General features: G+C 54.2%; 14 protein-coding genes. 5 read left to right on the forward strand and 9 right to left on the reverse strand.

All coding sequences use genetic code 11. The features are described 5' to 3' along the window. Window positions 1-73 precede the first annotated feature (73 nt). A complete protein-coding gene (locus tag FHW17_RS17835; RefSeq protein ID WP_113094788.1) occupies window positions 74-1,258 on the forward strand; it encodes a GNAT family N-acetyltransferase in 1,185 nt (394 codons plus the stop codon). A gap of 65 nt (window positions 1,259-1,323) precedes the next feature. Next, window positions 1,324-1,755, forward strand: coding sequence for an HIT family protein (locus FHW17_RS17840; RefSeq protein WP_112529295.1), 432 nt, complete (start codon window positions 1,324-1,326; stop codon window positions 1,753-1,755). Here FHW17_RS17840 and FHW17_RS17845 read toward each other — a convergent pair. The 6 genes from FHW17_RS17845 to FHW17_RS17870 all read right to left on the reverse strand — a co-directional run bounded on the left by FHW17_RS17845 (window position 1,730) and on the right by FHW17_RS17870 (window position 7,245). Then, window positions 1,730-2,641 (reverse strand): phosphatase PAP2 family protein, encoded by a 912-nt coding sequence (locus FHW17_RS17845; protein ID WP_112529293.1) that lies wholly within the window; start codon window positions 2,639-2,641, stop codon window positions 1,730-1,732. The genes FHW17_RS17840 and FHW17_RS17845 overlap by 26 nt on opposite strands. Window positions 2,642-2,713: 72 nt before the next feature. Next, window positions 2,714-3,061: an AzlD domain-containing protein gene (locus FHW17_RS17850; RefSeq protein ID WP_112529291.1), complete on the reverse strand. Its 348-nt coding sequence runs from the start codon at window positions 3,059-3,061 to the stop codon at window positions 2,714-2,716. After that, the gene (locus FHW17_RS17855; RefSeq protein WP_112529323.1) at window positions 3,058-3,699 is read right to left on the reverse strand and encodes an AzlC family ABC transporter permease; all 642 of its coding nucleotides are present in this window, start codon (window positions 3,697-3,699) and stop codon (window positions 3,058-3,060) included. The genes FHW17_RS17850 and FHW17_RS17855 overlap by 4 nt, the downstream gene beginning before the upstream one ends. A 181-nt stretch (window positions 3,700-3,880) precedes the next feature. Further along, window positions 3,881-6,355, reverse strand: a complete 2,475-nt coding sequence (gene clpA, locus FHW17_RS17860; protein WP_112529289.1) for an ATP-dependent Clp protease ATP-binding subunit ClpA — start codon at window positions 6,353-6,355, stop codon at window positions 3,881-3,883. 6 nt (window positions 6,356-6,361) lie between these two features. Next, complete coding sequence (gene clpS / locus FHW17_RS17865) at window positions 6,362-6,694, reverse strand: ATP-dependent Clp protease adapter ClpS (RefSeq protein ID WP_162700234.1); 333 nt, start codon at window positions 6,692-6,694, stop codon at window positions 6,362-6,364. A gap of 218 nt (window positions 6,695-6,912) precedes the next feature. Further along, window positions 6,913-7,245, reverse strand: a complete 333-nt coding sequence (locus tag FHW17_RS17870; protein WP_112529285.1) for a phasin family protein — start codon at window positions 7,243-7,245, stop codon at window positions 6,913-6,915. Between the two features lie 309 nt (window positions 7,246-7,554). Between FHW17_RS17870 and FHW17_RS17875 the strand changes: the two genes are divergently transcribed. Both FHW17_RS17875 and FHW17_RS17880 read left to right on the forward strand, forming a co-directional pair. After that, window positions 7,555-8,886: a D-alanyl-D-alanine carboxypeptidase gene (locus tag FHW17_RS17875; RefSeq protein ID WP_246706902.1), complete on the forward strand. Its 1,332-nt coding sequence runs from the start codon at window positions 7,555-7,557 to the stop codon at window positions 8,884-8,886. A gap of 48 nt (window positions 8,887-8,934) precedes the next feature. Then, window positions 8,935-9,195 carry a hypothetical protein gene (locus tag FHW17_RS17880; protein ID WP_112529283.1) on the forward strand — a complete coding sequence of 87 codons (261 nt, stop codon included), beginning with the start codon at window positions 8,935-8,937 and terminating at the stop codon, window positions 9,193-9,195. A gap of 18 nt (window positions 9,196-9,213) precedes the next feature. On the opposite strand, the gene FHW17_RS17885 is transcribed toward FHW17_RS17880, so the two are convergent. The 3 genes from FHW17_RS17885 to FHW17_RS17895 all read right to left on the reverse strand — a co-directional run bounded on the left by FHW17_RS17885 (window position 9,214) and on the right by FHW17_RS17895 (window position 12,827). Then, a complete protein-coding gene (locus FHW17_RS17885) occupies window positions 9,214-9,648 on the reverse strand; it encodes a DUF1489 family protein (RefSeq protein WP_091884850.1) in 435 nt (144 codons plus the stop codon). 107 nt (window positions 9,649-9,755) lie between these two features. Continuing rightward, window positions 9,756-11,285 carry a nucleobase:cation symporter-2 family protein gene (locus tag FHW17_RS17890; RefSeq protein WP_182510452.1) on the reverse strand — a complete coding sequence of 510 codons (1,530 nt, stop codon included), beginning with the start codon at window positions 11,283-11,285 and terminating at the stop codon, window positions 9,756-9,758. Window positions 11,286-11,426: 141 nt separating this feature from the next. Further along, window positions 11,427-12,827: an L-serine ammonia-lyase gene (locus tag FHW17_RS17895; protein ID WP_112529279.1), complete on the reverse strand. Its 1,401-nt coding sequence runs from the start codon at window positions 12,825-12,827 to the stop codon at window positions 11,427-11,429. Between the two features lie 425 nt (window positions 12,828-13,252). On the opposite strand from FHW17_RS17895, the gene FHW17_RS25385 reads away from it, so the two are divergent. Beyond that, window positions 13,253-13,387, forward strand: a complete 135-nt coding sequence (locus tag FHW17_RS25385) for a hypothetical protein (protein WP_255784400.1) — start codon at window positions 13,253-13,255, stop codon at window positions 13,385-13,387. Window positions 13,388-13,405: the final 18 nt, after the last annotated feature.

Here is a 13,405-nt window from a genome sequence, read left to right on the forward strand (position 1 = left end):
TGAAATACCTAGTTTAAACAAAGGCAGCGAGGCGATTTTATCCTGCCGGCAACGTCAGGAATCTAATTCACCAATGTCAAATCTTGATCAGGGCGAGTTTACCTTGCGCGTCGGCGATGGCATCGGCGCGTTTACACCACAGGAATGGTCGCAGCTTTCCGGCACATCGAGAGATGCACCTGACTATAATCCCTTTCTTTCCTACGCCTTCCTCTCCGCATTGGAAGATTCCGGCTGCGTCGAGCGGAAATCCGGCTGGCTTCCGCAATTCCTCCGCTTGGAAGACGCAGCTGGAACCGTCATAGGCGCGGTGCCGTGCTATCTGAAGGGTCATAGCCAAGGCGAATACGTCTTTGACCATGGCTGGGCCGACGCCTTCGAGCGCGCAGGTGGACGATACTATCCAAAGCTGCAGGCGAGCATTCCTTTCACCCCTGCGACCGGCCCTCGCCTGCTTGCACATCGTGATTGGGATGGTCCTGCTGTTCGCGCTGCCCTAGCCAATGGTCTGCGGCAATTGACAGGACAACTCGGCGTTTCCTCAGCGCATTCAACCTTTGTGAATGATGACGACCTGCCCGCTTTCAACGAAGCCGGGTTCCTGCATCGCATTGATCAGCAGTTTCACTTCTTCAACGAAGGCTATGAAACCTATGATGATTTTCTGGAAACTCTGGCAGCACGCAAACGCAAAGCTTTGAAGCGTGAGCGGCGTGAAGCGCTTTCCAATGGCATTGCAATTGATCATCTGACCGGCAGCGCTTTGACCAAACCTGTCTGGGACGACTTTTTCACCTTCTATACGGATACCGGCAACCGCAAATGGGGTCGCCCTTACCTCAATCGTGAGTTCTATCGCCTCATTGGCGAGCGCATGCCCGATGATATCGTTTTGATGATGGCACGGCGTGACGGCCGCTATATCGCTGGTGCCATTAATTTCATTGGTTCCAACAGGCTCTTCGGCCGCCATTGGGGTTGCATCGAGGATCACCGGTTCCTGCATTTCGAGGTCTGCTACCATCAGGCCATTGATTTCGCCATTAAACACAAGCTGCAAGTGGTTGAAGCAGGTGCGCAGGGTGAGCACAAACTTGCACGCGGCTATTTGCCGGTAACGACTCATTCTGCCCATTATATCGCGCATGAGGGTCTGCGCCGTGCCATTGCGGGTTTTCTCGAGCAGGAGCGCAATGAGGTCGCCATGATGAGCGAAGTTCTCAATGAACATGCTCCGTTCAAGAAATCCGACTGTTGAACGCTTGACCTTGCAGCGTCACATGGCAAACATCCGATTCATCACTGAGACAAAACGGGTGCCCCATGAGCCAGACCTATGACGACAACAATGTGTTTGCAAAAATCCTGCGCGGTGAAATCCCTTCGCACAAGCTTTACGAGGATGCCGACACCTACGCCTTCATGGATGTGATGCCGCAAGGTAATGGCCACTGTCTGGTGATACCGAAAGTGCCATCGCGCAATATTCTGGATGTTGCACCGGCCAGCCTCGCGGCGGTGATCGCTACAACGCAGAAACTCGCGCGCGCTGCCAAATCGGCGTTCAATGCGGATGGCGTAACGGTGATCCAGTTCAACGAACCGGCCTCCGGTCAGACGGTCTTTCACCTGCATTTTCACATTATTCCACGTTTTGAGGGTGTCGCATTGAAACCCCATACCGGACAGATGGAAGATCAAGGTGTGCTCGCGGCAAATGCGGAAAAGATCAGGCAGGCACTGGCGAAAGTCTAGTTGACCGCACCAACTGTTTGCTTGCAAACAAAGCAATACCAAACACAGCAAAACCTCCGATAACATCGACGAGATGATGCCCGCCATGCACAAGAATGGCGGGTAGCATCAATATGTTGATGATCAGAAATACCGGGAATGCAAATGCCATCCTGAACATGAACCAGACTGCCATGCACGCCATAACCGTGTGAAACGAAGGAAATGCTATCAATCCGAGCGCGTCTTTCGGTGACAGGAATGTGGGGCCCTCAAGTGCGAGCCGGTTCAATTCTGCACCATAACTGCTTCCAACAACCATATCCAACGTACTGGAAATGCTGGCTGGCAGCATTTCGAACGCTGCGGGTCCCGAACTTGGAAACATTGCCCAAAGTGCTATGGAAATCAGGGCGCCTATCAATCCTGTTAACAGGAAGCGATGCAACCCGTCCCTTTGGCCAGAAAATCCCAGAATAAGAATGATCAGAATGAGTTGCGGCATTGAACTCGCGTAAATCCAGCGCAAGAGACTGCCGAGTGCAGGCATAGAAGCAACATAAATGACGGCGTCAGTCCACGAGAACCCAAGGTAAGCATCAAACTTCGTCAGGATGTCATCGATACGGCGGGGGCCAACCGGCAGTAACAGGTAGTTGAAAACTGAACCCACAATCGTGAAAAGAATGAACAGACCCGACGCGGTTGCCGCCAAAGCAATCTTTTCTTCCGGACGCACCGTACGATAAAATTGTCCGACACCGATTGCGGTTAGCCCGATGGCGGACATCAGGGCATAATTGATCCAGTCTACGCCAACGCCTCTGACAGGAATGAGGATGGCGTCGAAAACCAACAAGGTGGCGATGATGCCAGCGCAAATCTTTTCAGCCGGATGCAAATTCATCTTGGAGCCCTTTATGCGGGTCCAATATACCCAGCCTCGTTTAAGGATGGCTGAATCCAAATGATTCAAGTTTTATGAAAAATAGAGCCCCGTAATAAGAACAATTTCGGCGGCGATTACACTTACAATGACATGACGGCCAAGGCGCAAATAGGCCAGAAACCCGACGGCGGCTGCGCTAATACGCAGGAAAATCGAGGATTCAGCAAGCGATCCACTCGGATAAAGAATAAGTTGCGCGATTACACCTGCAACAAGCGCTGTGGCGACAGCGCGCACGGCAATGAGCGCATCGGAATCCTCACGCACCTTGCCGCCAATCAAAACACCGAGATAACGCCAGATATCGGTTGGCAGCCAGCCAGCCAGCAGAATGAAGAGATAGGGCCACCACCAGTCGGTCAGGCTATGCCAGGTCATGATGCGCGCGCCCTCGCCCAATACACATACCCCATGGTAGCCGCGCCCCCGGCAAAACCGGTCAGCAAAAGATCATAAGCTGGTGCCAGATGATGAATGAGCGGAAACAATACGAGGCCGGACACCATGGCCACATGGATAGACCGGTCACGCGCCGACCCCCATAGTGATGTCAGAAAGTACATGGGTGTCAAAAAGAACAACGCTGCAAAGACAATCGGCGGAAAATCCGTCGAGAGAAAATAGACAAGCGCGACAACAAGCGAATTGGTCACTGTCAGCGTCATGCCGAGCCCGGCAAAGTAACTCGTACGCATATTGCGGGGAATGTGCTGGAACCGCTCCATGCCCATCACCCAGGCGGTAACAGCAATGAAATGCGACAGAAACAGCAGTGTAATCTTTCGTGTCTTTGGTCCGCGCATTTCCGGAATAAACGCAGCCACCATCGGCATCAGCCGTATTGATGACAGGGCGACAGCAATGGCTGCTCCGAGAAGCGAATAGCCTCCTGATATTGCGCCGATCAGAACAATATTGGCCGGGAGTGCCCAGATTGCCGCGACCATGAAGCTCGCCTGCAACAGCGAAACGCCGTTCTCACTGGCAAAACCGGCAAAACCCACATGCGCCGTCATGAGGATGAAGGCCGGTATGCTGAAAATCATCGATACGCCGGAGAGAAACCATGAGAACCGGGTTCTCAGGCTATCGTCTTCCTGTTCTGGCGAGGGAGAAAATTCGGAATCGGCCATATCCAACCGATAACCCGATCCCGTCATGCCAGCAAGAAAAAGGCCGCTAAAAGCGGCCTTTTCATTATTTCTTGCGTGGTACTTTCGGTACCGACGCCTTGCCGCGTGATGGCGGTGTCGGATCATCGGCAATGGATGGTCCCGCCGTCACTTTTTCAAGCACCGGCTTTTTCGGAGAAGGCTTCTTCTTCGCCACCGGCTTTTTCGGAGTTGCAATCTCCTGCTTGGGCTTCACCGCCACTTCATCGGCGAGGTAATCCAGAACAAGCCCCTTCGAGCCATCGGCCTTCTCGGCAACCGAGACGACAACCGTGCCACCCTTCTTCAACCTGCCAAACAGGACTTCATCAGCCAATGGCTTCTTGATGTATTCCTGAATGACGCGGCCAAGCGGACGGGCGCCCATGCGGTCGTCATAACCCTTTTCGGCCAGCCAGGCGATTGCTTCAGGCTTCAGATCAAACGTCACGCCGCGATCGGCAAGCTGTGCCTCAAGCTGGATGACGAATTTCTGGACAACCTGATGGATAACCGGAACCGGCAATGGACCAAACGGAATGATGGCATCGAGACGGTTGCGGAACTCCGGCGTAAACAGCCGGTTGATCGCTTCCATGTCATCGCCTTCACGACGCGACGAGCCAAACCCGATGGCCGAACGTGCCGCATCGGACGCGCCTGCATTGGTTGTCATGATCAGAATGACGTTGCGGAAATCAATCTGCTTGCCATTGTGATCCGTCAGCTTGCCATGATCCATAACCTGCAACAGGATGTTGAACAGATCCGGATGTGCCTTTTCGATTTCGTCGAGCAACAGCACGCAATGCGGATGCTGATCAACGCCATCGGTCAAAAGACCACCCTGATCAAAGCCGACATAGCCGGGAGGTGCGCCGAGCAGACGCGAGACCGTGTGACGCTCCATATATTCAGACATGTCGAAACGCAGGAGTTCCACACCGAGCGACGCAGCCAGCTGCTTGGCAACTTCGGTCTTGCCGACGCCGGTGGGACCCGAGAACAGATAGGAGCCGATTGGCTTCTCCGGTTCGCGCAATCCGGCACGGGCCAGCTTGATCGAGGATGACAGGGCTTCAATCGCTAGATCCTGACCATAGACAACGCGCTTCAGCTCAGCCTCAAGATTGGACAGAACAGCTTCGTCATCCTTGGAGACGGTCTTTGGCGGGATGCGGGCCATCGTGGCAATGGTTGCCTCGATTTCCTTCACGCCAATGGACTTCTTGCGCTTCGACTCAGGCAGAAGCATCTGGCTGGCGCCGGTTTCATCGATCACATCGATTGCCTTGTCGGGCAATTTGCGGTCGTTGATATAGCGTGCCGACAGTTCCACCGCCGATTTGATTGCCTCCACCGTGTACTTGACCTTGTGGAAGTCTTCAAAATAAGGGCGAAGACCCTTCATGATCTCAATGGCATCCGGGATGGATGGTTCATTGACATCGATTTTCTGGAAACGGCGAACAAGCGCCCTGTCCTTTTCAAAGAACTGGCGGAATTCCTTGTAAGTCGTTGAACCGATGCAACGAATGGCTCCTGACGATAGCGCAGGCTTCAGAAGGTTAGACGCATCCATTGCGCCGCCTGAAGTAGCGCCAGCACCGATGATCGTGTGAATCTCATCGATGAACAGGATCGCACCCGGAAACTCCTCGAGTTCCTTGATGACCTGCTTCAGGCGTTCTTCGAAATCACCGCGATAGCGTGTTCCGGCAAGCAGCGTGCCCATATCCAGCGAAAACACCGTGGCATCCGCCAAAACGGAGGGAACCTTGCCTTCGACAATCCGCTTGGCGAGACCTTCGGCGATGGCTGTTTTGCCAACACCCGGATCACCCACATAAAGCGGGTTGTTCTTGGAACGGCGGCAAAGAATCTGGATTGTCCGGTTGATCTCCTGATCACGGCCGATCAATGGATCGATCTTGCCCGCTTTCGCCCGGTCGTTCAGATTGTTGCAGTAGGCCGTCAGGGCATCCTGCTTCTTCTTTGTTGCGCCCTCTTCCGACTCGGCAGCATGGTTTTCTTCATTGTTGCTCTCCGCACCCAAGGGGGTGCGCGGCTCGGCAGCGCCGGGGCGCTTCGAGATGCCATGGGAGATGTAGTTGACCGCGTCGTAACGTGTCATCTGCTGTTCCTGCAGGAAGAATGCCGCATGGCTTTCCCGCTCGGCGAAAATCGCCACAAGAACATTGGCGCCGGTTACTTCTTCACGATTGGAGGATTGAACGTGAATAACGGCACGCTGGATGACGCGCTGGAAGGCGGCAGTTGGCTTTGAATCCTCATCATACCCGGTGACAAGGTTGTCCAGCTCGTGATCGACATAATCGGTCACGGTGCGGGTTAGCTGTGCGAGGTCAACATTGCAGGCGCGCATGACACTGCTCGCGTCCTGATCATCAATGAGCGCAAGGAGCAGATGCTCCAGCGTTGCATATTCATGATGATGCTCGTTCGCGATCGTCAGCGCCTGATGGAGGGCCCGCTCCAGACTAGGTGAGAAAGATGGCATGAAACCTCACTTTTTCTCCATCACGCATTGCAGCGGATGTTGGTTTTGCCGCGCATAGTCCATGACTTGGGTCATCTTGGACTCCGCGACCTCATAGGTAAAGACACCACACTCTCCAACTCCATGATTATGCACATGAAGCATGATGCGCGTGGCATCTTCTTTGTTTTTCTGGAAAAAGCGTTCCAGAACGTGAATGACGAATTCCATGGGAGTATAATCGTCATTCAGGAGCAACACCCGGTAAAGACTCGGCTTCTTGAGTTTGGGCTTGGTTCTTGTGATGACAGCTGTTCCCCGGCCGGGGCCATTGCCGCTGCCTTTGTCGTCATCTTGCATTGTTGGTGCAAACCGCTTCATCTCTTCCAATACCCGCATTTGGTGGTCATGTGTTGCCCTGTGTATCCTATGTAGGTTGCAACGCGTCGATTTTAAGCCCTCTCTCGAAGCATGCAATATCAACTTGTCGCTGCACAGCCCGTTTTGGGCGTTAGAAACAAAAAAAGTCCGGTTGCGCGGGCAACCGGACCTTGTCAGACCCAGAAATAAATCTGGAATTATTTGGTGACCTTGGCAACCGCAGCCTCGTAAGGCTTGTAGGCTTCCTTGGCGAGGTCGGCATAAAGCTCACCGAACTTGGTGGCCTGAGCAACGAAAGCTTCGTAAGCCTTCTTGGAGAATGCAGTCTGCGCTTCGAAAAGCTGCTCTACCGACTTGGTCGTGCCAAGCTTTTCAACGAGCGCTGTACCGTCTTCGAAAGACTTCTTGGAGTAGTCAGCGGCTTCATTGGCAATTGTCTGCAGGCCCTGCGAAAGCACGGATACACTCTTCAGGGAGTTGTTGACGAATTCCTTGCCGGACTCATTGAGAGTTTCAAACGGATTGGCCATGATAAATCCTTCCTTGGATGAATTTTCCTCTTGGCACTCAATTAGTGTGCAATGCACAAAAAGTCAATTTTATTGTGCGCTGCAATAATTCTTGACGATTTTAAAAGATCGAACACCCGCAAATTCGTGAACTTTCCGGTTACCATAAACAGTTTGGTAACGCTGTTGCGGCTAAAGTTCGACGATCCGTATCTGGCGAAACATTACGTCAGTTGAATTTCATATACGCTTTCGTACGAGCAGGTGTTGATTGTGCTTTACCCAGCCCGCCAAGGTTCCAGACTTTATACCAAACTGACACATGCATTCCTGGCCTTGGCGCTTGCTTCCGGAATAGGTTTCATAGAAACCCCGAAAGCCGAAGCATCATCAAAGGCATCAGCCATTGTTGTCGATGCCAATACGGGCAAGACGCTCTATTCATCCAATGCGGATGCGCAGCGTTTTCCAGCATCGCTGACCAAGATGATGACGCTCTATATGCTGTTTGAAGCCATGGAAGCCGGCAAGGTGTCAAAGTCGACGCCCATTCCGGTTTCTGCCTATGCTGCTGGCCAGCCACCGACAAAAATCGGGTTCAAACCCGGTCAGACAATCAGCGCTGAAGCAGCGATTCTCTCCGTCATCACCAAATCGGCCAACGACTCCGCCACCGCAATCGGCGAGTATCTCGGCGGTTCGGAACAGCGCTTTGCCCAGATGATGACCAACAAGGCGCGCCAGCTCGGCATGCGCAACACCACATTCCGCAATGCATCGGGCCTGCCAAACCCACAGCAGCGCTCATCAGCGCGCGATCTGGCCTTGCTCGGTATCGCCCTGCGTGAGCATTTCCCGCAATATTACGACTATTTCTCGACCCGCGCCTTCAACTATCGCGGTCGCCGCATTGCCGGTCACAACCGTCTGCTCGGGAAGGTGCGCGGCGTTGATGGAATCAAGACCGGCTATACCCGCGACTCCGGTTTCAATCTCGTTTCTTCGGTCAATGTAGACGGCAAGAAAATGGTCGCTGTTGTCATGGGCGGCACAAGTGGCGGTGCCCGTGATGCCCAGATGGCCAAGCTGATTGAACAGTATCTTCCAGGCGCATCGCGTCGTGACGGCGGCAATCTGCTTGCTTCCCGCAAGAACAGCAAGGTTCAGGTCGCAGCGGTTGATCTTCCTGATGAGGAAGATGCACCAATGCCGGTGCAGCGTGACGAAGTTGTGGCGCAAACCAACAATGTCGTCACCGCAACGGCCTATGCCTCCGCTCCTGCTCAGTCATCTCCTGCGGCCCAGATCCTGCGTGTTCCAACTCCAACAGCGCGCGTCGATACAGCTGAAGAAGACGTTGCAGAGGTTGATCCTGTGACCACTGCTTCGGCTCCTGAAAAGGGTTCAGCCAGCGGCTGGATGGTGCAGATCGGCTCGATGGGCAGTGCTGACGAAGCCAAGGCAATTCTTTCCCGCGCTGCATCTGAAGTCGGTGGTCCTGTGGCGTCACTCTCGATCTATACGGAAAAATTCCAGAAGGGTTCGGCGACGTACTACCGCGCCCGTTTTGCCGGGATTGCTTCTGCCAAGGCGGCGAACAGTGCCTGTGTTGCGCTGAAGCGCCAGAATTTCAACTGCTTTGCGATTGCGCCGCAATCGTAAGGCAAACGATCCGAAAGACCCAAGTGTCTGAAGTAGAGGGTTTTGCGAATGTCTATTGTCAATGATTTCCATCGCCCAGCCGGTATCACTGGCAAGGAATCACGGTCGCTGTTTGGCGGTTTGCAACAGGCGGCCCAACGTATCGCCGATCTCCGGCGTGGAAATTCGCCGTTCAAGACAATGGATCTGGTGAATATTCTGCTTTGTCAGGCTGCCAGAACGCGCCGGGCAGCAATGCCGCAAGTCAATGTGCGTATTCACTCTGGTAATCGCAACGGCGTTTCGGCAGTCCGTTTGAAAATTTCCTGAGACCCGCCTGAGCTTGTTTTAAAGCAACCCCAACGACGCGAGTTCGTTGCGCAGTTCCGGTGGCAGTTTGGCCCGGCCTTTGCCCTGCCCTTCATCTGCAGGCGCATCTTCACTTGTCAAATACCGCCACCCCTGAAATGCCCGGCGTGGCTGCCATTCCGTCACGATGATGCGCGGATCAAGCACCAGATGACAGCGTGAGATACCCTCATCATCGGTAAAGGTGCGGATATCAGTGAGTATCTGGCGGCATTGGACATTGCCCTTGATCACCCAATAGAGCGATCCGCCAGCCAATAATTCCTCGACACGTTTGGGAACCATGCGCGTGGTGTGAAACTGCTCCGGCGACAGACCGGCGCGCCTGCGCTCATCCAGCCGGAAATCGATCCATGCCGCAAGATCTTCGATCGCAGTGCAGCCGACGCAAAGTTTAACGAGATTGAGAGCCATGGGAGAGAGAATTGACGCTTTCGCGTGCCAAGGTCAACCAAAACCCATGGGTTCTCCACAAAGGGTCAGCGAACGAAGTGATTTCGTCCGCTGACTTCGGTAAACACTTAGTGACCGGTTGCCGCAATGGCGCTTCCACCAACGGCTTGCCGTTTGGAAACAACAGCCGGATGATCCGGCGCAACAACCGGCACTTCCGTTCCCTCCGCGTCATATAGCTTGCCGTTGAGGAAGTAATCGCCATCGTGCAGTTCGGCGATATCCTGATAGCGCAGCACGCGTTCTGTTCCCGCAACAAATACCGACTGCTGATCCGAGTTCCCGGCGGTCAAATGGTTGAACACGATGTTCAATGTAATTGCCATGAGCGCCGCCGAGCTGATGCCCGAGTGAAAGATGGTGGCAAACCAGCTGGGGAAATGATCGTAGAAGGTTGGTGAAGCAATCGGGATCATGCCGAAGCCAAGCGATGTGGCGACAACAATCAGGTTCATATTGTTTTTGTAATCGACCTTGGAGAGCGTCCTGATGCCGCTTGCGGCCACTGTGCCGAAAAGAACCACTCCGGCACCGCCAAGTACAGCACTTGGCACAGCGGCGACGACGCGGCCCATGACCGGCAGCAAACCAAGGCCGACCAGAAATAGCCCACCCGTTGCCACCACATAGCGGCTCTTTATGCCCGTTACCGCAACCAGTCCGACATTCTGGGCAAAGGCGCTTTGGGTGAACGAACCGAAGACCGGCGCAATCAGGCTTGAAAGCATGTCGGCGCGCAGACCATCGCCAAGACGGCGTGAGTCCACCTTGGTCTCGATGATCTCGCCGACGGCCAGAATGTCAGCCGATGTCTCGACCAGGGTCACCATGATAACGATGAACATGGAAATGATCGCGGCGAGCTGAAAGGTCGGATAACCCCATTGGAAAATCGTCGGCAGGGCAACAATCGGCCCATCGCTTACTTTCGAGAAGTCGGTCATGCCAAGTGCCAGTGCAATCAGCGTTCCGATGACGATGGCCAATAGGATCGAAAGCCGTGAAATCCTGGCACTGCCAACCTTACTGAGCAGAAGCACGATGACCAAAGTCAGAGCCGCCAGCGCAATATTGGCCATGCTGCCAAAATCCGGTGACTTGCTGTTGCCGCCCATCGCCCAACGCGCTGCAACAGGCATAAGTGTCAGGCCAATGGTCGTGATGACAATTCCCGTGACCAATGGTGGAAAAAAACGGGTGATTCTTGAGAAGATTGGTGTGATCAACAACCCTATGAACGAGGCGACCATCACGGCACCCAGCACAGCCTCAATGCCACCGCTGCCTGTTATGGCAACCATTGTTGCCACACCGGCGAATGATACGCCCTGAACAAGCGGTAATCGGGAGCCAAAGAAGGGCAAACCCATTGTTTGCAGGATCGTGGCCAGCCCTCCGGCAAAAAGCGATGCGGTGATCAGCAGACCGATATCGTTCGGCGACAATCCCGCCGCCTGTCCCAAGATCAAGGGAACGGCTATGATCCCGCCATACATGGTCAGGACATGTTGAAAGCCGTAGGCCAGATTGGCCGCTATTCCCAGATTTTCGTCTTCAGGTCGTTCTTGCGGTGTATTCCCATGTAAATTTGATGCCAAGGTAGTGTCCTCCCAATACCTTTGTGCAGCCCAACCAGATGTCACTGATCGGGCGGGATGAAACTATGGCACCATTTTGGGATTTGACTGTATCTGATTTATTGAAAGTGTTTTCGGCAATGCGCGGGTATTGTGCAGATATCAGCACTCGACCACATTTACGGCAAGACCGCCGAGACTGGTTTCCTTATAACGCTCGTTCATGTCACGCCCTGTCTGGCGCATGGTTTCGATACAGGCGTCGAGCGGTACGAAGTGCGTGCCATCGCCTTTGATGGCGAGTGAGGCAGCGGTCACAGCTTTGACCGCGCCAAGCGCATTGCGCTCGATGCAAGGCACCTGCACGAGACCGGCGACGGGATCGCAGGTCATGCCAAGATGATGTTCCAGCGCGATTTCTGCCGCATTCTCGATCTGGGCAGCCGAACCGCCCATAACGGCGGCGAGCCCGGCAGCTGCCATGGCAGAGGCGGAACCCACCTCGCCCTGACAACCGACTTCCGCGCCTGAAATGGACGCATTGTGCTTGATGACGCCGCCAACGGCAGCTGACGTCAGCAGGAAGTCGCGTATACCATCGGCATCCGCATCATCATGGAAATGCAGGTAATAGCGCAGCACTGCCGGGACGACGCCCGCAGCGCCATTGGTTGGTGCGGTGACAACCCGCCCGCCAGCCGCGTTTTCCTCGTTGACGGCCATGGCGTAAACCGAAAGCCAGTCATTGGCCAGAAGCGGATTCATGCGGTTCTGCCGCCATTCTTCCTGCAGCCGGTCATGCAGATAACGGGCGCGGCGCTTGACCTTGAGCCCGCCGGGCATAATGCCTTCCTGCTCCAGACCACGATCAATACAGGAGCGCATGGCCGACCAGATGCGATCAAGACCGGTATTCAGATCGTCGCGGCTCATGAAAACTTCTTCGTTGCGGCGTTTCATTTCCGCAATGGACAATCCGCTTTCCTCGCTCATGGCAAGCATCTGCGCGGCATTCTTGAACGGGAATGGAACCGGGTCTTCAGCTTTGGGAGCCGTCCGGGTCTTGGCGCTTTCAAGCTCTTCTTCGGTGACAACAAAGCCACCACCAATCGAATAGAAAATACGGCGCAGCAACAGGCGTTCATCCGCATCATAGGCTTCGAAGGCCATGCCATTAGCGTGACCCGGCAATGGCGTCCGGCGATCCATGATCAAATCCGTAGCCGGATCGAAGCGATAGGCAGGATGTCCTTCCGGGCGGATACGCTTTTCCTGCTTCACTGTCTCCAGCAGCGCATCCATCTGATTGGGATCAATCGTGGCGGGCAGAAGACCGCACAGGCCCAGAATAACCGCGCGATCCGTCGCATGGCCGACACCGGTGAAGGCCAGAGAACCGTGCAGATGCACGCGCAACCGGTCAACCTTCACGCCCGTGGGCCGTGGCCATTGTCCGCTTTTCAATTCTTCCAGAAACAACCCGCCAGCCGTCATCGGGCCCATCGTGTGAGAACTCGAAGGACCAATGCCGATTTTATACAGATCGAAAACCGACAGGAACATTCGGACTACCTCAACAGGTGAAATTGCATATAGCGTATAATGGCTGCTCCAGCGTCTGCGCCGAAGCCAGCCACCGACCTAGCGTTGTGTTTCTACGACATGCCAGACCAAAGAAAAAGGGTGCAGTCGCGCCGCACCCTTACATCAGAAAATTATTCCGGCTCAACTGGTATGGAGCCTGCTATTTTACTCAGTGAATGACGACCAGATAGGTCACAAGCAAAATCACTGCAAAACCAATGACTGCCCAAGCTGTAATGCCCCAGCAGGATTTTTGAACGCTATCGTCCATGAATTTTGTATTTCCCTGTTTCTCTTGGAAGGACGCGATTCTTCTGAAACGCTCCGTCTCTGGGAGAGTGGATATAACTGCCCATCCCCCTCTTCGCAACGCTAAAGGTGGCAAAATCAGGGCGAACAGACGCATGGCTGAAATGCGCCAAGCGCATGACACCAATGATATCAACATCTTAAATGGAAATATTGCCGACGGCACCGTTTACGATTGGGGTAAAATCATGTTGAGTGCAACGGTAAAACGAGTAACTTGCCGTTCATAGCCTTCATCTCACACTGAG

This window comes from Phyllobacterium sp. P30BS-XVII, from assembly GCF_014138335.1.
Taxonomy (GTDB): Bacteria; Pseudomonadota; Alphaproteobacteria; order Rhizobiales; family Rhizobiaceae; genus Phyllobacterium; species Phyllobacterium meliloti.

Coding starts and splice junctions, on each gene's coding strand:
- FHW17_RS17855 (WP_112529323.1), bottom strand. CDS start 3,699: ATGACGGCGCATGTGGGTTTTGCCGGTTTTGCCAGTGAGAACGGCGTT.
- clpS (WP_162700234.1), bottom strand. CDS start 6,694: ATGCAAGATGACGACAAAGGCAGCGGCAATGGCCCCGGCCGGGGAACA.
- FHW17_RS17885 (WP_091884850.1), bottom strand. CDS start 9,648: ATGGCTCTCAATCTCGTTAAACTTTGCGTCGGCTGCACTGCGATCGAA.
- FHW17_RS17870 (WP_112529285.1), bottom strand. CDS start 7,245: ATGGCCAATCCGTTTGAAACTCTCAATGAGTCCGGCAAGGAATTCGTC.
- FHW17_RS17835 (WP_113094788.1), top strand. CDS start 74: ATGTCAAATCTTGATCAGGGCGAGTTTACCTTGCGCGTCGGCGATGGC.
- FHW17_RS17850 (WP_112529291.1), bottom strand. CDS start 3,061: ATGACCTGGCATAGCCTGACCGACTGGTGGTGGCCCTATCTCTTCATT.
- FHW17_RS17895 (WP_112529279.1), bottom strand. CDS start 12,827: ATGTTCCTGTCGGTTTTCGATCTGTATAAAATCGGCATTGGTCCTTCG.
- FHW17_RS25385 (WP_255784400.1), top strand. CDS start 13,253: ATGGCTGAAATGCGCCAAGCGCATGACACCAATGATATCAACATCTTA.
- FHW17_RS17840 (WP_112529295.1), top strand. CDS start 1,324: ATGAGCCAGACCTATGACGACAACAATGTGTTTGCAAAAATCCTGCGC.
- FHW17_RS17880 (WP_112529283.1), top strand. CDS start 8,935: ATGTCTATTGTCAATGATTTCCATCGCCCAGCCGGTATCACTGGCAAG.
- FHW17_RS17845 (WP_112529293.1), bottom strand. CDS start 2,641: ATGAATTTGCATCCGGCTGAAAAGATTTGCGCTGGCATCATCGCCACC.
- clpA (WP_112529289.1), bottom strand. CDS start 6,355: ATGCCATCTTTCTCACCTAGTCTGGAGCGGGCCCTCCATCAGGCGCTG.